The organism is Chitinophaga sp. OAE865 (assembly GCF_040546735.1).
Lineage (GTDB): Bacteria > Bacteroidota > Bacteroidia > Chitinophagales > Chitinophagaceae > Chitinophaga > Chitinophaga polysaccharea_A.
This window is the reverse complement of the sequence record NZ_JBEPOF010000001.1, coordinates 2,779,817-2,803,981: the sequence shown is the minus strand read 5'-3', so window position 1 is coordinate 2,803,981 and position 24,165 is coordinate 2,779,817. Positions and strand designations below refer to the sequence as shown.

Sequence of the window (24,165 nt, the reverse complement as noted above, 5' to 3'; positions counted from 1 at the left end):
AGCAATCAACATCATGAAAAGGAACATCCTCTATATAATACTCTTCTCTGCTGCGCTCCAATCCGCATGCAACAAAGATTTCCTGGACAGGCAACCATTGGATGCCTACAGCAACGAATCTCTCTGGAAATCACAGAGCGATGCACAGGCAGCGCTGAACGGTTGTTACAAAGACTGGGAAGGCGATTATACCCTGCTTTACATGGACGCTGTAAGCGACAACATGTACAGCCAGTATTACTGGGAAGGCTATACCGACTATGGCAATGGCAGCATTACACCCGCCAATACCAATGCCTCCAAACGCTGGAGCTACACCTCTATCCAGAAGTGCAACTGGTTCCTGGAAAACGTTGATAAAACACCGATGGATGAAACCTTAAAAACACAGTTTAAGAGCGAAGCACGTTTCCTGAGGGCCTACCAGTACTTTACCCTTACACAGCTTTACGGAGATGTGCCCCTTGTTAAAAATACCGTTACTACAGAAGAAGCCAATACCATTTCCCGGACGGCTGCTACTGAAGTACGCAAATTTGTGCTCGACGAACTGGAAGCCATTGCACCTACCCTGCCGGTATCTTACTCCGGCAGCGAGGTGGGCCGTATCACGCAGGGCGCAGCGCTTTCCCTGAAAGCCAGGATGGAGCTGTATGATAAAAACTACGCAGCATGTATTGCCGACTGTAAAAAAGTAATGGCTCTCGGTTATGGTTTGTTCTCCAGTTACCAGGATCTTTTCCGTATCCAGAACGAAAACAATAAGGAAGTAATCCTTGATGTGCAGTACAAAGAGAATGATTATCCCAACGCCGATATCGGTGTAATGCCTTCTTCTTCCTTTGGCGGCTGGGGCTCCCTGGACCCTACCCAGGCACTGGTAGACGCCTACGAAATGAAGAACGGGAAAACCATTGATGATCCAACTTCAGGCTATACAGAAAATGATCCATACAATAACAGGGACCCGCGATTAACGGCTACTATTGTATGCCCAGGTCAGCTCTATATGGGTAAATACTACAACTCCATTGAAAGCACCTCCGGCGATTACTACAACGGGGATAACAACTCCAAAACGGCTTATATACCGAAGAAGTTCACAGCTAACCTCGGCGACTACACGGATATGTGGAACACCGGTTTGAATATGATCGTGATCCGCTACGCGGAAATCCTGCTCACATACGCCGAAGCGCAGATTGAATCAGGTGTGATCGACAATACAGTATATGACGCAATAGATGCTGTCAGGACCCGTGCAGGTATGCCGGTGGTAGACAGAACCGTATACAACAGCGTTGATAAAATGCGTACCCTGGTAAGACGGGAACGCAGGGTGGAACTGGCACTGGAAGGATTACGCTGGTACGATATACAGCGCTGGAAAATAGGCACTGCTGTCAGATCCGGTACCGTATATGGTGCAAGGCTGGGTAAAGTGGATCCCACCAACGGCAAGCTTACCCTCAGCGGCAATCACATCACGGTAGAGCAACGCACCTTTGTTGAGAACAGGGATTACCTCTGGCCGGTGCCACAGGCAGAAAGAGATGTGAACAAAAACCTGACTCAAAACCCGGGTTATTAATACAACTATAACAATTAAGGAAAAATCCCGCGAGTTGAAAGATGAGCGGGATTTTTTTTGCACCAAAATTCTTCTCATGCATCGTTTAACTACCGGCCTGCTGGTATTCTTTTTACTTCCTTTCGTTTTATCCGCCCAGCATAGCAGGTCCGTTCTTAACTTTAATACCCACTGGGCTTTCCAGAGAGGTGATATCGCTGGTGCGGAACAGGTGCTGTTCAACGACAAGGACTGGGCGGGCGTAAGTCTCCCGCACGTAATGCGTATTGAAAAAAAGCACAACGGCGGTAATGCCGTATACCAGGGCAGTGGCTGGTACAGGAGATATTTTAAAGTGCCTTCCTCTTATCGCGGTAAAAGGCTTACCATCAATTTTGAAGGCATACAAACCGATGCCGAGATATACCTGAACGGTAAAAAAATAGCGACCCACTCCGGCGGGTATATGGGATTTGTGGTGGACATCAGCAGGTACGTAAATATTGGGAAAGATAATGTGCTGGCAGTAAGGGTATCTAATAAAGACAACTCCCGGGTGCCGCCCGGTAAGCCACAGTCGAAACTCGACTTTAACTACTTCGGCGGCATTTACAGGAATGTGTTTCTCGTAGTGACGGAAAAAGTGTTTATATCCGATCCCCTGGAAGCTGATAAAGTAGCCGGTGGAGGTGTGTTTATCACTTATCCCTCCGTTGGAGCAGATACTGCGGTTACCGATATAAAAACCAATATTGTAAATACCTCCGGCAGCACAGTGAATGTCCGGCTGAAAACAATGCTGGTGGATACCGGCGGCGTAACCGTGGCAGCAACGGTAAGCGGGCAACTCATCCCTGCCAATACCGACACGGAGATCCGGCAATCCTTTACGGTACATCATCCGCATTTATGGCATCCCGATCATCCTTACCTGTACCACCTGGTATCTGTTGTTTATAAAGATGATATAACCGTAGACAGTATTGTAACGCATACGGGCATACGAAATATTGCCTTTGCCCCGGATGGATATTACATAAACGGGAAGAAACTATACCTGCGCGGCGCTAACCGGCACCAGGCTTATGAATACACCGGCGATGCCGCAGCTGATAACATGCAATACCAGGATGCCCTGCAGTTGAAGAAGGGAGGATTTAATGCCGTGCGCGCGGCGCATTACCCTGCATCTCCGGCTTTCCTGGCGGCCTGCGACAAAACCGGTCTGCTGGTAATTGAATGCGAGCCGGGTTGGCAGTTCTTTTCAAAAGACACGGCGTTTACAGAAAACACCTACCGCGATATCCGGGAAATGATCCGCCGCGACCGCAACCATCCTTGCGTTTTCCTATGGGAAACTTCCCTCAATGAATCACCTACCCCCGCCGCATGGATGCAACAGGCTGTACAAACCGCCCGGGCCGAAATGCCCGGCAACCAGCTGTTCGTGGCAGACGACTTCAACGCACGCAGTAAAAACTACTACAATGTTTCCTACAAAGTAGTGAATGAAGACGGTACTGATCCGATGCCATCACGTCCTTTTATTACCCGGGAATGGGGCGATAGCTGGATGGCCGATGCTGCAAAAGAAAACAGCCTGCGCGCCAGCAGGAAGTACACGGAGAAAGGATTGATCAATCAATGTGTATTACGGCAAAATGCCCTGAATGGCGAAACCTCCGAAGCAGCAGGCGGCTACTGGGATCACGGCGGCCTGGATGCCAATCCCAGGATAGCCGGCTATTTTGTATGGAGTTTCAACGATTATACCAGGGGCTCCGACCCTGTTACTGCCTTTAGTGGCGTAACGGATCTGGACCGTTATGAAAAATTCAGCTACTACCAGCTTCAATCCATGCAGGATGCGCACAATCCTACCTATGGCCCTATGGTATACATTGCCAGCTATAATAACCAGCCTGCCCTTGACAGTACTATCATGATATTCTCCAATTGCGATGCAGTACAGCTATACAGGAACAACCGGCTCTGCGGTGAAATTACAAGGGCTGAAAACGCGCGTACAGCCCCGTTTATAGCCGCTAAAGGCGGCAGCCCCTACTTTTTATTCCATACGGGAAAATATGAGCCGGGAGAGTTGAAAGCCATAGGCATTATGAACGGGAAAGCGACCTGCACGCATATTGTGAAAACGCCCGGCAAACCCCATCACCTGGAAATTGAAATCCCCGAAGGCCATACTGCTTTCCTGGCAGACGGCTCCTCTATGACGCCTTTTTATGTGAAAGTGTGCGACCAGGACGGCACACTTGTTTCCAACCGGGAAGCCGGGCAGTCGTATGCGGTTCAACTCAGCGTATCCGGCCAGGGCGCCCTGATAGGAGGAAACATACCAGGGGCAGGTATTGCCCTGCAGCAAACGGAAGGAGGCATTGCCTACGGTGTGATCCGTCATACCACCACCCCGGGGAATATCCGGATCTATGCAAACAGTACCGGTATGGAACCTGCCCAAAAAGTAATCACAACAACTACAGCACCGGGGCAATATGTTAGCGATGGCATACACCGGGAATGGATAAACGAAGATGAAAAAAAAGTTACTGCCTGTTATTCCGATAGCACTGCACCCAGGCAATTACAGGAAATTAAGCTCAGTGGCAAAGCAGTGATTATAACACCCGACGGCGAAAACCTTACAGCGGTTATAGATGGCAATACCGCTACAGGATGGGTATCCGGCCGGAGCAAACTCCCGGTAAGCATCACCCTTGATCTGAAAAATAAATACCGGTTAAGCGGTAGCCGCGTTGTATGGGGAAAAGACAGTGATTGGTATACTTACAGCATCGCTGTATCCGCTAATGGCAGCGACTGGATAAGTGTAAAAAGCCCTGAGCGGGTTTCCGGGCAGAATTACCAGCCGGTATTTTTTCAAAGTAATAAAGTAAGATATGTCCGTTATCTTATCAGCGATATTCAGCCGGAAACCAGTAAGGCAGCAGTGAAAGAGATACAGTTATATGGCGGGCAGTAGCGGCCCGGTGCCCTTCTTTGGGCAATGTCAGGCTGATCAGCATAACCCCTGCCATCAGCAAATGCTTCAGATAAAGCCGGAGGTGTTGCAATGCGTGGGTGATCTGGTTTTCCACGCTTCTTTTGGAAATATTCAAACGTTCCGCGATCTCCTGGTTACTGAGTTGTTCCTCGCGGCTTAGCAGGAAAATTTCCTTACTGCGTTTGGGCAGGTTGCTGAGAGATGCATGCAGTTGCCGGCGGAAAGACTGTTCCTCTATTCTTTCCTCGGCAACATTGCTGATAGCCGCCATATGCTCTTCTGCTTCTATTACCTGGAATGCTTTTTTCGATTTCAATACGCGGTAAACGTGGTAACGTGTAGCAGAAATAATATAGTTCCGGAAATGATTAATCTGCAGCTCCTCCCTCTTCAACCACAATGTAAGGAATACATCATGCACAATTGTTTCACTGGCTTCCGCATCATTCAACATCTTATTGGCGGTATGATACATCCTGCCCCAGTACCGGTTAAATAACAGGTTATAGGCTGTTTTTTCACCGTCTCTGACTGCAAGCCATAAATCAGCATCTGCCGTATTAGCATCCCACCTAATCATGCCACAAAAATTGATAAAATAAAATTACCTGCGTGTTAAATTAACATGAAATATATAGAAATTGATCCTGGTTGATTGTCAGGATAACACCTGATCCGGCCTCTCCTACTCCGACAAAATACTCTTTTTTTTAAAAAGTGTGTGTGTTGGAAAAAATATTTGTCTCTATAGAGTAAATGAATCGCCTGTGATGACAAAAGAAGAATACCTTGCCCTGTACGAAAGGTCCCTGAAAGGGGATTGCAGCCCTGATGAACTGGCCAGGCTGCAGCAGTATGAGGACGACTTTTGTTTTTCCGACGATGCTGAAACCGACGAAGCAATACAGGAAAAAATATACAACCGGCTTTCTGAAAGTATTTCACAGGAAGAAAAAGTGAAAAGGTTGTTCCCATGGAAAGCAGTAGCAGCCGCGGCAGCAGTACTGCTTATAATGGCATCCGGGCTCCTGTACCTGAATAACCGGCTATCCCATAGAAGTAAGCCGGTGGCAGCGGCTTCCACAGATACCCAACCTTTGCAGCACGACATTGCCCCCGGCGGCAACAGGGCTGTGCTTATACTTGACGATGGTTCCAAAGTAGACCTCAACAAGGCCACGGAAGGAAAGATAGCTGCACAGGGCAATACAACAGTGAACAAATCCGGCAACGGGCAGCTGGTATACCAGCTGACAGATCAAACACAGGCATCTTCCACAACAGTATTTAATACCCTGGCTATTCCACGGGGCGGGCAATACAATCTCACGTTACCCGATGGCAGCAGGATATGGCTGAATGCCGCAAGCAGGTTGCGTTTCCCTACCCAGTTCACGGGCAGCGAAAGAATAGTGGAACTGGAAGGGGAAGCCTATTTCGAAATAGCGCACAACCAGCAGCAACCTTTTATTGTGAAAGTAAAAGGGATGCAGGTAGAAGTGCTGGGTACACAGTTTAACGTGATGGCCTATGAAGATGAGGCCAGCATCAACACCACCTTACTGGAAGGAAAAGTAAAACTGCGAAACGACCACGCAGGAGAAGTAATACTAAAACCCGGCCAGGAAGGCGTATTCACCGGTAACAAAAACTTTAAGGTGAACAAGGCAGATATAGAACAGGCTATGTCATGGAAGAATGGTTATTTTGTTTTTAATGATGAGGACCTTACCTCCATCATGCGTAAAATTTCCCGTTGGTACAACGTGGATATACAATATAGCAGTGGTACAAAGAAATTATCTTTTGTGGGTAGTATCTCCCGCTTCAAAAATGTTACAGAGGTATTAAATATGCTGGCACTAACAGGAACAGTACAATTTAAAGTAGAAGCAGAAAAAATAACTGTCATTCAGTAACCTATCGTCCACAACATATCGGCCAGGTCAATAATTCGTAAACTAAACTTTATTTATGAAGCGCAATGCTCATGCCTTGAAAAAGGCAGGTGAACTTTCATGGGAAGCACTCAGGCTTATTAAGCTATCCTTCTTCCTGATCATTTTTCTTTCCCTGCAGGTAAGCGCAGTTACCTATGCACAAAGAGTTACTCTTTCTGAAAAACAGGCACCGTTAAGGGAAGTTTTTAAAGAGATAAAAAAGCAAACCGGTTACAATTTTCTTTTGAACTCGGAGATGCTGGCGGAAGCCCGCCCGGTAACCTTCACCCTGGTGAACGCCACGGTGGAAGAAGCGCTGAACAAGTGCTTTGAAGGACAACCATTCACATACATCATCAACAAAAATACCATTGTTGTAAAAAGACAAACAGCAGTTACTACACCGGCGGAAGAAATAACCGGTATTGTAACAGATGAAAAAGGTAATCCTGTGCCCGGTGCCAGGATACTGAATCTCAGCAGCAATAAAGGCACTATTACCAACGACAAAGGCGAATTTAAAATTGCCGTGAACACAGGCGAAAAACTGTCTGTAAAAATGCTGGGATATGAAGAAACCATCATTACAGCAGGGCCTAAACAAGATTACAACATACATCTGAAAACTTCCACAGTAGGCCTGGACGCGGTAGTGGTGGTAGGTTATGGCACCCAGAAAAAAGCCAATCTTACCGGTGCGGTAAGCATGGTGAGCAGTGAAGATTTCAAAGGCCGCCCTGCTACTTCCGCTGTTGCTGCCCTGCAGGGGCAGATGGCCGGTGTTACCGTTGTGAATGCCACTGCCATCCCCGGAGGCTCGGATGCAAACACGATCCGCATCCGTGGTATCGGTACGCTTAATGATGCAGGCCCGCTGGTGGTAGTAGATGGTATTCCCGGCGGCAATCTTAATATCCTCAACCAGGACGATATCGAAAATATATCTGTGCTTAAAGATGCAGCCTCCTCTTCTATTTACGGGGTACGTGGCGCCAACGGTGTTATTCTCGTTACCACCAAGAAAGGTAAAAGCGGCAAGCCTTCTTTAACTTATACCAACTACTTTGGAGTACAAACACCTACTGCATTACCTACTTTTCTGGGCTCGGTGGATTATATGACGCTGCTGAACGAAGCAAAGGTAAATGCAGGTAACAACCCTACTTATACCCAGGAACAAATTGACATTGCAAAAAACGGCAGCGACCCGAATTACTATGCCAACACTAACTGGCTGAAAGAAATTTACAAATCATCGGCGCCGCAACAAAGTCATACGCTGAATCTTTCCGGGGGCGCCAATAATATCAACTATTACCTCTCCTACGGCTTCCTGAAACAAGGCGGGCTTATTACCGGTGATAACTATAATTCCAAAAGACATAATGTACGTTTACGCCTGAATACTACACTGTTCGACATCCTGCAACTGGATGCCAACCTGGGATATATAGACAGGAACCAGACAGGGTCCAGTCTTGATGTAAGTGGCTCCGGCGGCCCTATTCAATCGGCCCACCAGATCTCCCCGCTGGTACCGGTAAGATTCACCACCGGCGGCTGGGGATATCTTGGCGGCCAGCAGAATCCCGTGGCCGTTGTAACAGACGGCGGTACCAACGATTTCTCTTCACAGGAGATCACCGGTAATATCCAGGCTACGCTGAATATTACAAAAGACTTCCGCTTAAAAGGACAATATGGCCTGGTGAAAAGCAATTCTTTCAGACAGATCTTCACCAAAACCATCAACTACTATAGCCCGGATGATAACTCGCTGATCTACCAGACCAACAACCCGAACAAGATCGATAACCGCGATTACACTGCCCTGTACCAGACAGTGATCGGGATGGCGGAATATGAAAAGACATTTGCCGGGAAACATTATGTGAAAGCGCTGGCCGCAGCTTCTTCAGAAGAAACAGTGAGCCGCAATTTCACTGCCAGCAGAACCAATTTGCCCACACAGGATATCGGCAGCATCAACCTCGGAACGCTGAATCAGCTGAATGGCTCAGATGCGGGGCAGAATGCGCTGCAATCCATATTTGGCCGTGTAAATTATGGCTACAGCGATAAGTACCTGCTGGAAGGTAATTTCCGTTATGACGGATCCACACGCTTTGCCGCGGATCTCCGCTGGAACTGGTTCTTCTCCGGATCAGCAGGATGGGTGTTCAGTAAAGAGCCTTTCTTCAGATCACTGGAACACATCATCAACTTTGGTAAGATCCGGGCCTCTTATGGTACACAGGGGAACGATAAAGTACAGGACGATTTTGGGTACCTTTCCTCCATCAGCTCTGTAGCCACTATGCCTATTGGCAATGTGCTGACCGTTGGTTACCGCCAGACCGGTATTCCTAACCCGCTGCTCACCTGGGAATCTATGACCAAACAGGATATCGGGTTAGATCTTACTTTTCTTAACAACCGTTTAAATGTAACAGCAGATTATTACATCAACAACACCAATGATATTTTGCTGCGGGTACCGCTGCCGGATGTACTTGGTATGAGCGGTAACTATCCTTATCAGAACGCGGGCAAAGTGCGTAACAAAGGATGGGAGCTGATGATAGGCTGGCAGGACAGGATCGGTGATATCAGCTATGGTGTAAGCGCCAACCTCTCAGATGTAAAGAATGAAGTGATGAGCCTGGGCAATGCACCGGCTACCATTGCTGATCAGATCAGGACCGTAGGCCAGCCCATTGATGCATTTTATGGTTTTGTAGCAGAGCGCATCTCACAGATCTCTGATTATTCCTACGACGCAGCTACCAACAAATACACCCCACTGTTCCCTTACGACGCCAGCTACCCGATGATGCCTGGTGATATTATCTACAAAGATCTGAATGGTGATAAAAAGATCACCGCTGCAGACGACCGCCAGGTGATAGGCAGCGCCATTCCACGCTATACTTACGGCTTAAAGGGAAACATTGCCTGGAAAGGCGTTGACTTCAGCTTCTTCCTGCAGGGAGTAGGCAAAGCCGATGGCTGGATCACCAGCGCCGCCCGTCATGCTTTTATTAACGATGGCTCCAACCCCCAGCCCATACACCTGGACCGCTGGACACCGGAGAACCCCGATGCCAGCTATCCGCGGCTTGCCTATGGGTATTCGTATAACCAGCGCCTGTCTACCTTCTGGCTCGAAGATGCTTCTTATCTCCGGTTAAAAAATATCCAGGTAGGATATACCCTTCCTGCAGGTCTTACTGAGAGGCTGAGAATAGAACGCCTGCGTCTTTATTTCTCTGCCGACAACCTGTTCACCTCTACCAACTTCTTTTATGGATACGACCCGGAAACACCGGTGAGCAGCGGAGGTTTTTATCCACAGGTGAAAACATTTGTATTTGGTTTAAACATCAATTTTAAATAATTATGAAAAAGATATTGCTATATACCTGCGTGTTATTAGTAACATCTACCGGCTGCCGGAAAGGATTTCTTAACCGTAGCCCGCAGGATGCCATCTCTGATGAAACTTACTGGACAACTGAAGAACAGCTCACACTGGCGCTGAACGGCCTTTATGCCAACGTAAAAAATAACAATACCATCGCCATGGACCAGATGGGCGACAACAGCATTAACTCTTCCACTACAGATACCTATCGTATTTTCGGCAGCGGCAACTTCGGTCCTGATCTGTCGGCGGTAAATGCTGAATGGGTAAGTCAGTACAGTGGTATCCGCCAGTGCAACGTATTTCTTGCCAATTACCAGCGCGCTACCAGTGTATCAGAGGAAGTAAAAAACCAGATGGCCGGTGAAGCCAAAACCATCCGGGCATATATGTACATGAACCTGGTATCCTACTTCGGCGATCTGCCGCTGGTTACCAAACCATTGAACATCGACGAGCTGTATGGCCCGCGTAATAAACGCAAAGAGATCATCGACTTTATTTTATCTGAACTGGAAGAAGCGGCCGGCATGATGAAAAAAGAACGCCAAACCGGCCCTACCCTGGGTCGCTTCAGCAAAGGCACTGCACTGGCGTTCAAAGCCCGTATGGCGCTGTACGACAGTCGCTGGGACGTAGCAGAAAAAGCAGCCAAAGATGTGATGGACCTGAACGTATATTCCCTGTACAGCACCGGTAAACCCGCACAGGATTATTACGACCTGTTCACCTACAAAGGCAAGCTCAGTGCAGGCGTAAATAAGGAAACCATTGCCGCCCGTATCAACCTTACTGATGTGAGCATGCATAATATCAGCCGTGAATCGCAGGTGCCCGACCAGGCCTCCCGCTACAACCCTACCAAAGCACTGGTAGATGCGTATCTCTGCACCGATGGTCTTACCATCGACAAATCACCGTTGTATAAGGAAGACACTTATGCTGATATTTTTGAAAACCGCGATCCGCGTATGAAGCAAACCATCCTGGCGCCTGGCGCTGCCTGGGGTGGTAAAAAAGATGGCAACCCTGCTAATACCAACCCGGCTATTTTTACGGCGCCCAAATTTGTATCTGATAAGCTTGGATGCGTTACCATTACCGGTTACTATTATACCAAATACGTGGAGGTAAGCACTGTATCTCAGGTAAGCAAAGATCAGAACGATATTCACGTAATGCGCCTGGCCGAAGTGCTGTTAACCTATGCAGAAGCAAAGATGGAACAGGGAACACTTACACAGGCAGATATAGACCTCACTATCAATAAGCTCCGCGACAGGGTGGGCATGAGAAGGATGCTTCTCACAGAGCTGGCCGCCAATGGCCAGGACCTGCGAACAGAGATACGCAGGGAACGCAGGATTGAGCTGGCCCGTGAAGGACAACGCTGGTATGACATTATCCGCTGGAAACAAGGCAGCCTGCTGGCCGCCGATGTGAAAGGAATGAAGAAATCACTGGCAGCAGTACCCTCCCAGGTGAGCAACATGGCGGCCGATGCCAACGGCTACATTATTGTAATGACCGGCAGGCAGTTCGTAGATCCCAAGCATTACCTGTTCCCGGTTCCACTCACGCAGATACAACGCAATCCCGCATTAGGGCCACAGAATCCCGGTTGGGAATAAATCTTACAAAAGACAAATACATGAAATCATCTCTTAAAATATTATCTGCGCTCCTGCTCTGCGCCTGTTCTTACAAAGCAGCTGCCGGCGATACACTGCGCATCATGACCTACAATATTCATCACTGTAATCCTCCTACAAAGAGCAAAACAGGCGAGATTGATGTAGATGCCATTGCCCGCGTGATCAACAGCCGCCAACCCGACCTGGTAGCATTACAGGAAGTGGATGTAAACACCAAACGCTCCGGCGGTATTGACCAGGCAGCACAACTGGCTGCAAAAACAGGCATGCACGCTTATTTCGGGAAAGCCATTGATCATGATGGCGGCGGATATGGCGTGGCTATTTTGTCGAAGTTCCCATTAAGGGATACACAAACCATACACCTGCCGGAAACGGCGAATCCCGGCAGTGAAGACCGTGTGGTAGCAATGGCGCGCATCAACTTCCGCAACGGTAAAAAATTCATTTTTGCCTGTACGCATATGGACGTAAGCAATGCAGCAGTGAGAGATGAGCAGGCCAGCGAAATCAATAAAATTGCAGCGGCCACCCGTATTCCCTTCATTCTTGCCGGTGACCTTAACTGCAAACCGGAAAGCGATTCTTACCAGATCCTGATGAAAAAGTTTACGCCTTCCTGTACTGATTGCGGATTCACCATCCCGGTGAATAATCCCAACAGGGTAATTGACCACATTATGTGGACAAATGCCACAGGATTTAAAGTGCAGCGCAGTGAAGTGATAAATGAGCCGTACCCATCGGATCATTTACCGGTAGTGGCGGAAATTGTTATAAAATAACGACGGAGCCGCATAAGTTCCCGGACTTATGCGGCTTTTATATTTCCGAGCATTTCATTCAGCGTAGCCAGGTTTTTCAGTGCATCGCCAATAGTGTTGTTGAAATACACATACACCTCCTTTCCTTCCTTTATCCAGGCTCGTATCTGCTTTGCGTGATGTGCCAGTTGTTCATCAGTATATCCACCCTTATAATCCCCTGCCGGGCCATGAAAACGCAGGTATACAAAATCCGCCTGCCGGTTCAGCTGTTCATTCCGCGATTTTGGAATATCATGCAATACGATACTGCACGCATATTCATCTGCCAGTTCAAACACCTCCCCTATATACCAGGAGCTATGCCTGAATTCCAATGCCACCTTCCAGTCGTTGCCGGGATTGGCTCCCTGTACGATATTCAACAGCTGCTCCACCTGGCCATATTGCTCTACGGTGATACCTGGAGGAAACTGTATCAGCAGGCTGCCCTTTTTAGGGCCTGCCTGGCTGATCACTTCCATAAAATGCAGCACATCGGCTTCCCGGAAAGCCAGCTTTTTTACATGGGTAATTTCACGCCATAACTTAAAAGTGAATGTAAAACCGGCCGGTACTGATTCCGACCACTTCCTCACTGTTGCCGCCTGCGGCACTTTATAGAAGGAGCTGTTGATTTCAATACTGTTAAACAGGGAGGCATAATAGGTAAGCCGGCTTTTATCCCGGAAAGCCGGAGGGTACGACTGTTTGTTGGGCACGGGTAGCACGAGCCCGCTTGTACCTGATCTGTAAAGGCCTTTATCCCTGTTTGTCATAGCTGACGTTTGCAGAAATGTTATGCAAAAATCTGACCAGGGCAGGTTCCCAGGGGCGAGGAACAAAATTTGCGACATGATCAATATATCTTCATCTCAAAAATTGCTATACCCCACCATTACTTCACATTTTCCGTGCTCCGGAACTCAGTGATATTGCTCCCTGTATGTTGCTTGAAAAAACGGCTGAAATGCGCGGGGCTCTCAAATCCCAACTCGTAGGCAATTTCCTTGGAAGACCTGTCTGTATAATGGAGATAACGCTTTATTTCCAGGATGACCCGGTTCCGTATCAGTACCGAAGGTGCAGGTTGTTTCAGCAAGGCAAACACATTGCTCAGTGTTTTAGGTGACTTGTTCAATGCGGAGGCATAGAACTTAACTTCGTGTTCCTGTCTGAAATTGGCTTCCAGCAAAAGAGAGAACTTTCTTACAATGTCCATTTTCTCATCGGGGAATAAACCGTAGCCCTCATTCTGCTGCTTTGCTATCCGGGTTATTTTGATGATGACCCTTTTTAACAGTGTGCGTAACATTTCTCCCTGAAAATTATCCCTTACCTGTAACTCCCGGGAGAAAACTTTTTCCAGGTGCGTCATTTCCGCGATCTCTTCTTCATCCAGCCTAATAAACATCGGGTGCTGGATACCATAGAAGAGGAACCCTACACATCCTACTTCCGCGTCATGATCAACTATACAGTAAAACTCACGGTTAAACTGCCATGCTACCAGTTCTTCCGGGCGCTCAAAAGTGAAATGCTGGTTAGAAACCAGGGGCAATATACAAGCCCCTGGCATAGTGTAGGTAATTTCGTCGATAACCACCTTTTGGGCGGCCCCGCCATTGTACACGAACGTATTGATAGGGTATGGCGCCGGGTTGCACAGTCCCTTGCCTGCCAGCAATTTGCTATTGGCATGCATAATAAAACGTGCTGTGGTTGTTTTCTCGTTATATTCCCTGATCATTGCTAATCTGTTATAAAAACACCCCTTCCGGTTTCAAATGTATCAAAAAAAATAAAGCTTCATTATTTTCCCCGCCGCAAGCGATACTATGTTACAATTCCTTATAAATTTGCTCAGCCACTACTTTCAGCAGTTCCGGGTTAAGACGTTGCTTAAAATCCGGGTTAATATACTCAAAATGTATTACTCCCTTTCTATCCAGGATAAATACAGAAGGCACCGGAAGAAGAAGATCTGTATCCATTCCGCCTGTAGTTTTGGGCAGTATTTCCCAATAAGCTTTAGGAGCTTTATAGGCAAGACCAAACAGTTTGGATGCCTTCATATCTGCATCCGACAGCAATGTATAACTCAATTGTTGTTTCATTGCCGCCTGCTTTAACCCTTCCGGTTTGTCTGTGCTTACTGCAATCAGCTGATACCCGCTTTTCTCAAGTACGGGCACTATTTCCTGCAGGCCCGACAGTTGCCTGGAACAGAAAGGACACCAGCCTCCCCTGTAAAAAATAAGGATGGTAGGCTTGTTTGCCACTGCTTTGTTCAGGTCAAATTCTTTCCCTGATACATCTTTAAGCATTACCATGGGAATAGCTTCCCCATTCAGCAAAGGACTGATATCTTCCGGTTGCTGCGGTATAGTATAACTGGTACTTTCAACTGGTATTAATGCCGTTTTACGCTCCATTTGCTGCCCCCATGCTGTTGCTGCCGGTAGTGACAGCAACATACCCATAGAAACAGAGATTAACATTCCCCTGCGGCCAATCATTTTACCTGCTTTCATTATTTCTTTCTTTACTGTTAATAAAATTTACTACGCCAATTTCTTTGCCGGCGGAAATATTAAAGGATTATTGAAGCGTTACTTTTATGATACCGGTGATTGCAGGCAATGTGGTGAAAGCATTGGGATTGGGCACTTCTTCAATTACCTTGCTTTCTTCCAGCGGGGTGCCTGCCAGGTTAAATTGTGTAATGCCTGCTCCGGGGAATTGATTCACGGCAGTGCCATCATCGTAAAGCGCAACAGAAGAAGATATATCACCTTTCTGAGTTGCATCAACGCCGTTATCTTTTGAAGCGAAGAACCAGTCGTTAGAGAACCCATACATAGTAGCAATGGCTATTCTGTCGCCTTTAGCTACTTTCAGTTGCTGCGAAACACTGCTGCCTGCCTGACCGCCTGCTTTTGGCAACAATACGGTAGAATTAGCTGCCGGTAATATATAGACCTCCTTTACACCACTTACGGTTTTAAGATATGCCGCGAGTCCGCTGGCATCTCCTTTCTGCGCCAGTTCCTTTAATCCTTTACCACGGTCATTCTCTCCAATTTTATAAATGGGATTATCGATACCGTTATACACCACTACCAATACCGGTGAAAGGGGTGTAAAAATGCCTGTTTGCCCTTTAATATATTCGCCAAGAATACTGTTATCGCCCATTTCGGCAATGTTTGTCAACCCGTTTGCAGTAGGTTTACCTGCTTCAAATAATGGATTGGGATTTAACAGGTTTCCCCCGGCGATGTATGAAATGGCCCATACGCCCGGGCTGAATGGCGTTGGATTGGAACTGCCCCCGGAAGTATTCTTTATCGTTAACGTAAAGGTGGAATTACCCTCATAGTGAAGCGTTGCTTTCATCAGGGCAGATGCCGCGGCATAGCTGTTTCCCTGGGCATCCATTCCGGCCACTTCTGTAATATTCTTCGGAGCCGTTTCGCCGGTGCCGGGGTGTGTAACAGCGGCGCCGGGCACCTGGTTAATACGTGTGCCATTATCCCACAGTTTTACCTGGGCGGAAACATCCCCTTCTATCGGCGTGCCATTGTCTTCATATAATTTTATCCCCGGGTTGGCCGGTGCAAAGAACAGGTCATTTGACCAACCGTACATAGTAGCAAAAGAGAGGGCTTGCCCTTTTGCTGCTGAAAACCGGAAAGAGATGGATTCACCAGGCATGATCACAGGCGAGGCGCCCTCATTTTTAAAGGTCCCGGACTCCACCAGCGGTTTTGCATCTAATACATTCTCTACAGTGATAGTTGCAGGTGTGCCTGTTTGCGGCGCATTATCATTATCCTTACTGCAGGCTGCAATAAAGAGAGGCAATGTCGCTATAGATAACCAGGCCGATTTGTTGCGGTTCATAAGCAATGTTTTAACTATTTGAACTAATATCGGTAAAGGTAGGCCGGTGGTAATGGGTGGAGGTATCTGCATTTCCCGGTATGTTGACTATATTTCCCGTCGCGGCCTTCCCCGGGGGAAAGGAGGAGCACCGGTTATCGCCTGTAAAATCAGTATATTACAAAGAAAAAATGCGACCTGTTATATTCAGCCTTATACTGCTCAGCATAGGCACTTCCCTGCATGCCCAAACACAGGAAGACGCTATAAAAGCCACTATCCAGCGGCTATTCACGGCCATGCTTCATGCAGACAGCGCCGGGATTGCCGGCTGTTTCGCACCGGGCGCGCAATTGCAGTCGGTGACGGAAGATAAAGCCGGCAATGAAACAGTGCATACCATGCCTGTTTCTGAATTTGCATCGCATATTGCCAAACTGCCAGCCAACGCCGCCGACGAGCGTATTGTTTTTGGCTCCCTCCTGCTGGACGGGCGCCTGGCCTCTGTATGGGTGCCTTACCACTTCTATTTCAAGGGACAGTTTTCACATTGCGGGGTAGACTCCTTTCAAATGGTGAAGTTCCCTGATGGGTGGAAAATACAATACCTGATAGATACCCGGCGCAAAGACAACTGTGAGGAAGCAGCTGCCAAATAATTTGTTAATGCGGGTATTTCCCGTCCCGGAATGACTTATCCAACCCGTTTTTTGAATCGACCAAATAATAACCTACTTTTGCCCCGCTATGGTTCAGGCATGTCCATCCCGGATAATGCCTGATTAAAAGGGAACTCGGGTGAAAATCCCGGACAGTCCCGCTGCTGTAAGTCTCATACAATGCCAGGGCATCGCCAGTCAGACCACTGTTGAACATTCAATGGGAAGGTCGCCCAAAGCAGAGATAAGTCAGAATACCTGCCATACCACTATTTTTTTAAGCTTTCGTGGAATGAAGCTTGGGAATACATTCAATCTGCAGGCATTGCCTGTACTTGTCTCTTTCCAGATTTATTTTTCTTAGTGCGAAAGCTGTTGATGGAATATTAACAGGCTTGGGAATGATGCGTTTCAAAAAACATGCGGGCGCCGCAATGTTGCTGGTATTGCTCTGCGGAGGAGTTGGTGCGTACGCGCAGCAGGCCGACACTGTAGCCGCCAAAAAGCTCCGGGAGGTATCCGTAACCGCAGCACGGACTGCCAGGGAAGTAAGCCCCGGGCAGAAAATGCAGGCAAAGGAACTGGAGCGGCTGGGCAGCCACTCCGTAGCGGATGCTATCCGTTTTTTTGCCGGTCTGCAGGTGAAGGACTATGGCGGTATAGGCGGGCTTAAAACCGTTGATATCCGCAGCATGGGTACTAACCAGGTAGGCGTATTCTATGATGGCATACAACTGGGCAATGCGCAGAACGGGCAGGTAGACCTTGGAAAGTTTTCGCTGGATAACATGGAAGAAATCGCCCTCTACAACGGGCAAAAGAGCAATATCTTCCAGCCGGCAAAAGACTTCGGATCAGCCGGCGCCATCTATCTCACTTCTCTCAAACCTAAATTCACAGCAAACGAAAAAACACATCTCAGGGGCACTATAAAAACCGGTTCTTTCGGCCTGTTTAATCCCTCCCTCTTATGGCAGCAAAAGATCAGCAGCAAAGTGTCTGCCTCTTTCAGCACCGAATGGATCAATGCTACCGGAAGGTATAAATTCTCCTACCAGAAACGCGACGATAACGGGCACCTTGTATATGATACCAGCGCTTACCGTACAAACGGCGATGTGAATGCCGTTCGGGTGGAAGGCGGTTTTAACGGCCTGCTGAATGGAGGGGAATGGAACACAAAAGTATACTATTACCAATCGGAACGCGGCCTGCCAGGCTTTATTGTAAACGGCGTATTCGGGCATGTAGACCGGCAATGGGATCAGAATATCTTTATACAATCCAGCTTCCGGAAAGATATTACCAAACGTTACAGCATCCTGCTGAACGGGAAATACGCGTACGACTATACGCGGTTCCTGGCCCCGGATACCGCCCGTCTCTATATCGACAATCATTACCGGCAGTATGAAATGTATTTTTCCATGGCGCACCAGTATGCCCTCACCAACTGGTGGACCATTGCCGCTTCCGGCGATTTCCAGTGGAACCGGCTGGATGCCGATCTTACAAATTTCAGCTATCCTACCCGGTACACCACCCTAGCTGCCGTTGCTACCAATATCAGCTTCAACCGGTTCAGCGCACAGGCCAGCATACTGGGCACCTTTGTGAATGAAACCGTAAAGAAAAATGCAGCAGCTCCTTACCAACAGCAATTCACACCCGCTGTATTTGTTTCCTGGCAACCCACGCGCTCAGCGGATTTCAGGCTGCGTGGATTTTATAAGCGCATCTTCCGCATGCCCACATTCAACGACCTGTATTATACAGAAATAGGCAACCGCTTCCTGGAACCGGAATTTGCCACACAATACGATGCAGGGTTTACCTGGAACAAAACCTTTACCAACAGCTGGATCACACAGGCAGGTATAGAAACAGATGCTTACTATAACGAGGTGAAAGATAAGATAGTAGCCGTTCCCGGCGCCAGCATGCTAAGCTGGCAGATGGAGAACCTGGGATTTGTAAAAATAAAAGGGCTGGATGTAAAAGCCAAAGCCATCTGGCTGATAAAAAAACAAATTCAATTCAGCACAAAGCTTACTTATACCTATCAACGTGCGCAGGACTTCACCGATCCATCGGATAGTTTCTACGGCGACCAGATCGTTTATATTCCCCGCCATAGCGGCTCCCTCATACTGGGCGCCGATTATAAACAATGGGAAGCCAATTACAGCTTCATCTACACCGGGGAAAGATATAATAGCAAGGAAAATAAACCAAAGAATTACGTGGAGCCCTGGTATACCAGCGATATTTCACTGGGCAGGCAATTCACCTGTAAGCACACACGCTTTCATGTAACCGCGCAGGTGAATAACCTCGCCAACCAGTTTTATGAAGTGGTGATCAGCTACCCCATGCCGGGAAGAAATTACCGCTTCATTTTAACCGTAAACATTTAATGCATCTACCATGATGAAACAGTTAAGGAATATAATATCAGTGATCATCCTCGCAGGACTGGCCCTCACCGGCTGCCGGAAAGGCGACAGAATTGTTCCGCCGGAAGTAACACCGGTGGATACTGCAAAGCCTGGATCCGCTTACAATGGCTTTTATCTCCTGAATGAAGGCAATATGGGAAGTAACAAATCCACCCTGGATTATTATGATTATACCACCGGCATCTACAAAAGCAATATCTATGCTACCGCCAATCCTGCAGCAGTGAAAGAACTGGGGGATGTGGGCAATGACCTGACCATATACGGCTCAAAACTCTATGCGGTGATCAATATTTCCAATAAGGTGGAAGTGATGGATGCAGCAAGCACCAAACGGATCAAACAGATCAATATCCTCAACTGCCGTTATATCACCTTTGCTAACGGTAAAGCATATGTGAGCTCCTATGCGGGCCCTGTGCTGATAGAGCCCAACGCGCCTATCGGCTTTGTAGCGGAAATAGATACCGCTACCCTGGAAATCACACGCAAGGTAATTGTTGGCTATCAGCCGGAAGAAATGGCAGTAGTAGGCAATAAGCTGTATGTGGCCAATTCCGGCGGATACCGTGTACCCAACTACGACCGCACGGTATCAGTTATAGATTTAAATACTTTTAGGGAGATAAAAAAGATTGATGTTGCTATTAACCTCGACCGTCTCAAGGCAGACACCGATGGGGATATCTATGTTACTTCAAGAGGTGACTACTACAATATACCTTCCCGTCTTTTTTTAATAGATACCAAAACAGATGCGGTAAAAAAACAGTTTGATATCCCGGTGAGTAACCTGTGGATTTCCGGCGATACAGCTTATGTATATGGCTCCGTTTTCAGCTATAATACCGGCAAATGGACCATCACCTATAACATGGTGAATGTAAAAACAGAAACCGTACTGAACACCAATTTCATTACAGATGGCACAGATAAAACTATCCGCATGCCTTACGGCATCGGGGTAAACCCGGCTACCAGGGAAATTTTCCTGACAGATGCGAAAGACTATGTGTCTTCCGGCGTTCTTTACTGCTTTTCTCCTGCGGGAAAAAAGAAATGGTCAGTTACCACCGGTGAAATACCTGCCCATATTGCCTTTGTTTCCGGTACCAGATAATTATAACCAACTAAAACTATACAATGAAACGTAAATTTTTACCCGCTGTACTGCTTCTCGCAGTGATACTGGGCAGTTGCTCCAAAGACAAAAAAGAGATCATCGAAGACCCGGAGCCTACCGGTCCTTTCCTGAATAAAGTGACCAAAGTCTTTGAATATTTCCCTGCACCCGGTCAGTTCACCAACGAACTGCCTGCCTGGAAAACAGGCGACTCCGATAAAGAGATGGCCGATTATGCCCTGGCAGCTTTAGGAAAAGAACAAATGATCTCACTGGGAGGATTTGGTGGTTATGTAGTGATGGGATTTGACCACACCATCAAAAATGTGCCCGGTGAATATTCCTTTGTTGTATTGGGCAATGCCTTTAACCAGTTCGCAGAACCGGGCGTTATCTCCGTATCAGTTGATGCCAATAAGAATGGCTTACCTGATGATGAATGGTATGAAATTGCCGGTTCTGAATACAATAGTTCCAAAACTATCAGGAACTACCAGGTCACTTATTATAGACCCAACGAAGCAAAAGACAGGGTAACCAACCCCGATGATCCGTATACCAGCGATACGGAGTATATCCGTTGGAAAGATAACAAGGGTGACAGCGGTTACCTGGCCAGGAATGTATTCCACGATCAATCTTATTACCCGCAGTGGAAGGGCGATAGCATCACTTTCACCGGCACTAAGCTTACGGATAGCAATATCAAAAATACCTCCGGCGATCCGTTCTCGCCATATTACGTTTCACCTGCTTTCTCATGGGGTTATGCCGATAACCACGCGAATGAAGATACCGACGCAAAAATAAAACTGGACTGGGCTGTAGATAAAAACGGCAGCCCCGTAAAGCTCAAAGGGATCAACTTTATCAAGGTACAAACGGCAATCCGCGCAGAAGCCGGGTGGCTGGGAGAGATCTCTACGGAAGTTCTTGGAGTAAAAGACCTTAACCTGCAATAATATCCGATGAATATAAAAAGGGTGATCCGTTAACCCGGATCACCCTTTACCTTTTGACTATTTCACGCTTACCGGCAATTTATCATCACCAATGGCCGCCAGGCTGAAAGTTCCTGTGATAGCCTTTTCCCGGGAATCGGAATACATCTCCTCAATATAAATTTCTACCAGCACTTTCACGCTGGTATTCCCACTTCTGTTATTTTACCGATCAATTCCACAATAGTACCAGTTGGAATAGGCCAGTTAAAATCTATTTTGCCGAAGCGGCTCTTGTTCTCATTACTTCCGCTGCACGTACCATATTTGCCAAAGCTGCTTTTGTTTCCGGCCATTTGCGGGTTTTCAGCCCGCAATCAGGATTTACCCACAGGTTCCTTACCGGCAGCGTAACAGCGGCTTTTTCCAGCAATGTAATCATTTCCTCCGCAGATGGCTGCCGGGGAGAATGGATATCGTATACGCCGGGGCCTATCTCGTTAGGATATTTAAAATCAGCAAAGGCATCCAGTAATTCCATTTGTGAACGGGAAGTTTCAATGGTAATTACATCTGCATCCATTGCTGCAATATGCTCAATGATATCATTGAATTCGCTGTAGCACATATGCGTATGGATCTGCGTTTCGTCTTTCACGCCGCTGGCAGAAATACGGAACGCCTGTACTGCCCACTCCAGGTAAGCAGCGTGATTTTCCTTACGCAGAGGTAATCCTTCGCGGATAGCCGGTTCATCGATCTGTATCACTTTAATGCCTGCCTGCTCCAGTGCCACCACCTCGTCTCGGATCGCCCATGCGATCTGGTTGGCCGTAACAGAACGGGGCTGATCATCGCGCACAAACGACCATTGTAAAATAGTAACGGGACCGGTGAGCATTCCTTTCATCAGCTTTCCGGTATGGGCCTGTGCAAAGCTGCTCCAGCGAACGGTCATATCTGCCGGGCGGCTTACATCTCCAAAAATAACCGGCGGCTTTACACAACGGCTGCCGTAGCTTTGTACCCAGCCATTTTTGGTGAACAGGAACCCCTGCAGTTGTTCTCCAAAATATTCCACCATATCGTTGCGTTCAAACTCGCCATGCACCAATACATCCAGGCCTATTTCCTCCTGCCAGCGGATCACTTCAATAGTAGCCTTTTCAATGGCTGCTTCATATTGTACAGTGGTAAGCTCTCCCTTTTTCAGGCGCGCCCTTAGCTGCCTGATATCATCTGTTTGAGGGAAAGAGCCGATGGTAGTGGTAGGGAACAATGGCAATTTGAATTGTTCCTGCTGGATATGCTGACGTACGGGGAAGGCGCTCTTCCTGCGTGCATCGGCGGCAGTGAACGCCGCTATCCTGCTTTTCACTTCCTCCCGGTGGATCAGCGGCGAAGTAGCCCTGCTGTGGATGGCAGCTTTGTTGGTATCCAGCAAAGCGGTGTTGCCGTTCATGATATCACGCAGGTCTTTCAGTTCCTGCAGCTTCTGTTTGGCAAAGGCCATCCAGTTCTTAATTTCGGGAGAAATGCTGGTTTCATTGTCCAGGTCGCAGGGCACATGCAGCAATGAGCAGGAAGGAGCAATGGCTATACGTTCTTCTCCCAGTGTGCTTACTGCTTTTTGTATCTGCTGTAAAGATCTTTCATAATTATTCTTCCAGATATTCCTGCCATCCACTATCCCCAGTGAGAGCCGTAAAGAAGTATCCGCAACGGATGTTGCCAGGATATCATCCAGCTGGGAAGGACAGCGAACCAGGTCGAGGTGCAGTGTTTGCACAGGCAGCGACAAAACTACCGGCAGGTTCTTCCCGTAGCATTCAAAATAAGAGGCCAGGAAAATATGCAACCGGGGAAATGCCGCATGAAGCTGAGCGTAAGTATCTGAAAATATCTGCAGCGCCGTTTCGTCGAGGTCCAGCGAGAGGCAGGGCTCATCTAGCTGTACCATGTCAGCACCGGCTTTGATAAGCTGCGCCAGCACATCCATGTATACCGGCAGCAATTTACCGATCAGTGATAAACGATGAAAGCCGGCTGATTTCTCCTTACCCAGCAACAGGAATGATACAGGACCCAGGATCACTGGTTTTGCTGCATAGTTATCCTTTTTTGCTTCGAGGAACTGATCGATCACTTTACGGGAGAAAAAGTGAAATGACTGGTTGGCCGCAAATTCCGGAACGATATAATGATAATTGGTATCAAACCATTTTGTCATTTCCATAGCGGTGATATCATCCCCATCGCGCTGGTAACCGCGCGCCATAGCGAACAGCAGGTCCGTTTCATGGATCTTTTTTTCCTGCAATGGCGCATAACGGGCTGGTATGGCGCCTACCATAAGAGAGGTATCAAGCACCTGGTCGTAATAGGAAAAATCGTTACAGGGAATCCGGTCTATCCCTTTCTGCTGCTGCAATTCCCAGTGTTGCAAACGGATGGCACGGGCCACTGCCTGTAATTCATCAAGGGTAATTTTGCCTGCCCAGTAGCTTTCGCAGGCTTTCTTCAATTCACGCTGGCTACCTATCCTCGGATAGCCTAAGTTGTGGATAATCATTACTGATTGTTTAAAAGGTGATACATGATGTTCACGCTCTTATATAGTACAGCAATGTTTTTGGAAGATATTATACGGGAAGGAGAAGGTATGGCACATTTACCGGAACAAG

General features: G+C 47.6%; 16 protein-coding genes and 1 riboswitch. Of the genes, 10 read left to right on the top strand and 6 right to left on the bottom strand.

Features of this window, described 5'->3' with window-relative positions; all coding sequences use genetic code 11:
• The first annotated feature begins 13 nt into the window (after positions 1-13).
• Positions 14-1,591, top strand: coding sequence for a RagB/SusD family nutrient uptake outer membrane protein (locus tag ABIE50_RS11475; RefSeq protein WP_209861513.1), 1,578 nt, complete (start codon positions 14-16; stop codon positions 1,589-1,591).
• 76 nt (positions 1,592-1,667) lie between these two features.
• Positions 1,668-4,571 carry a glycoside hydrolase family 2 TIM barrel-domain containing protein gene (locus ABIE50_RS11470; protein ID WP_209861515.1) on the top strand — a complete coding sequence of 968 codons (2,904 nt, stop codon included), beginning with the start codon at positions 1,668-1,670 and terminating at the stop codon, positions 4,569-4,571.
• On the opposite strand, the gene ABIE50_RS11465 is transcribed toward ABIE50_RS11470, so the two are convergent.
• The gene (locus ABIE50_RS11465) at positions 4,504-5,172 is read right to left on the bottom strand and encodes a sigma-70 family RNA polymerase sigma factor (RefSeq protein ID WP_142683116.1); all 669 of its coding nucleotides are present in this window, start codon (positions 5,170-5,172) and stop codon (positions 4,504-4,506) included. The two genes, ABIE50_RS11470 and ABIE50_RS11465, sit on opposite strands and share 68 nt — an antisense overlap.
• A gap of 190 nt (positions 5,173-5,362) precedes the next feature.
• Between ABIE50_RS11465 and ABIE50_RS11460 the strand changes: the two genes are divergently transcribed.
• The 4 genes from ABIE50_RS11460 to ABIE50_RS11445 are packed head-to-tail and all read left to right on the top strand — an operon-like array spanning position 5,363 to position 12,396.
• Complete coding sequence (locus ABIE50_RS11460; protein ID WP_209861517.1) at positions 5,363-6,511, top strand: FecR family protein; 1,149 nt, start codon at positions 5,363-5,365, stop codon at positions 6,509-6,511.
• A 55-nt stretch (positions 6,512-6,566) separates the two neighbouring features.
• Positions 6,567-9,929 (top strand): TonB-dependent receptor, encoded by a 3,363-nt coding sequence (locus tag ABIE50_RS11455; RefSeq protein ID WP_209861520.1) that lies wholly within the window; start codon positions 6,567-6,569, stop codon positions 9,927-9,929.
• A 2-nt stretch (positions 9,930-9,931) separates the two neighbouring features.
• Complete coding sequence (locus tag ABIE50_RS11450; protein ID WP_209861522.1) at positions 9,932-11,587, top strand: RagB/SusD family nutrient uptake outer membrane protein; 1,656 nt, start codon at positions 9,932-9,934, stop codon at positions 11,585-11,587.
• Between the two features lie 20 nt (positions 11,588-11,607).
• Positions 11,608-12,396 carry an endonuclease/exonuclease/phosphatase family protein gene (locus tag ABIE50_RS11445; protein WP_209861524.1) on the top strand — a complete coding sequence of 263 codons (789 nt, stop codon included), beginning with the start codon at positions 11,608-11,610 and terminating at the stop codon, positions 12,394-12,396.
• 26 nt (positions 12,397-12,422) lie between these two features.
• Here ABIE50_RS11445 and ABIE50_RS11440 read toward each other — a convergent pair whose 3' ends face one another.
• From ABIE50_RS11440 to ABIE50_RS11425, 4 genes are all read right to left on the bottom strand, one after another.
• Positions 12,423-13,193 carry a DUF72 domain-containing protein gene (locus ABIE50_RS11440; RefSeq protein ID WP_209861527.1) on the bottom strand — a complete coding sequence of 257 codons (771 nt, stop codon included), beginning with the start codon at positions 13,191-13,193 and terminating at the stop codon, positions 12,423-12,425.
• Between the two features lie 119 nt (positions 13,194-13,312).
• A complete protein-coding gene (locus tag ABIE50_RS11435; protein WP_209861529.1) occupies positions 13,313-14,164 on the bottom strand; it encodes an AraC family transcriptional regulator in 852 nt (283 codons plus the stop codon).
• Between the two features lie 91 nt (positions 14,165-14,255).
• Positions 14,256-14,948 carry a peroxiredoxin-like family protein gene (locus ABIE50_RS11430; RefSeq protein ID WP_354027971.1) on the bottom strand — a complete coding sequence of 231 codons (693 nt, stop codon included), beginning with the start codon at positions 14,946-14,948 and terminating at the stop codon, positions 14,256-14,258.
• 67 nt (positions 14,949-15,015) lie between these two features.
• Entirely contained in the window at positions 15,016-16,320 is a 1,305-nt protein-coding gene (locus tag ABIE50_RS11425) for a spondin domain-containing protein (protein WP_209861531.1), read from the bottom strand.
• An 80-nt stretch (positions 16,321-16,400) separates the two neighbouring features.
• Between ABIE50_RS11425 and ABIE50_RS11420 the strand changes: the two genes are divergently transcribed.
• The 4 genes from ABIE50_RS11420 (at position 16,401) to ABIE50_RS11405 (ending at position 21,502) form a co-directional block, all read left to right on the top strand.
• Entirely contained in the window at positions 16,401-16,958 is a 558-nt protein-coding gene (locus ABIE50_RS11420; protein ID WP_354027970.1) for a nuclear transport factor 2 family protein, read from the top strand.
• 72 nt (positions 16,959-17,030) lie between these two features.
• Positions 17,031-17,238: riboswitch (cobalamin riboswitch) on the top strand.
• Between the two features lie 121 nt (positions 17,239-17,359).
• Positions 17,360-19,375 (top strand): TonB-dependent receptor, encoded by a 2,016-nt coding sequence (locus tag ABIE50_RS11415; protein ID WP_209861532.1) that lies wholly within the window; start codon positions 17,360-17,362, stop codon positions 19,373-19,375.
• Positions 19,376-19,385: 10 nt separating this feature from the next.
• Entirely contained in the window at positions 19,386-20,537 is a 1,152-nt protein-coding gene (locus ABIE50_RS11410) for a DUF5074 domain-containing protein (protein ID WP_209861534.1), read from the top strand.
• A 23-nt stretch (positions 20,538-20,560) separates the two neighbouring features.
• Positions 20,561-21,502 carry a hypothetical protein gene (locus ABIE50_RS11405; RefSeq protein ID WP_209861536.1) on the top strand — a complete coding sequence of 314 codons (942 nt, stop codon included), beginning with the start codon at positions 20,561-20,563 and terminating at the stop codon, positions 21,500-21,502.
• A gap of 253 nt (positions 21,503-21,755) precedes the next feature.
• Here ABIE50_RS11405 and metE read toward each other — a convergent pair whose 3' ends face one another.
• Positions 21,756-24,053, bottom strand: a complete 2,298-nt coding sequence (gene metE / locus ABIE50_RS11400; RefSeq protein WP_209861538.1) for a 5-methyltetrahydropteroyltriglutamate--homocysteine S-methyltransferase — start codon at positions 24,051-24,053, stop codon at positions 21,756-21,758.
• Positions 24,054-24,165: the final 112 nt, after the last annotated feature.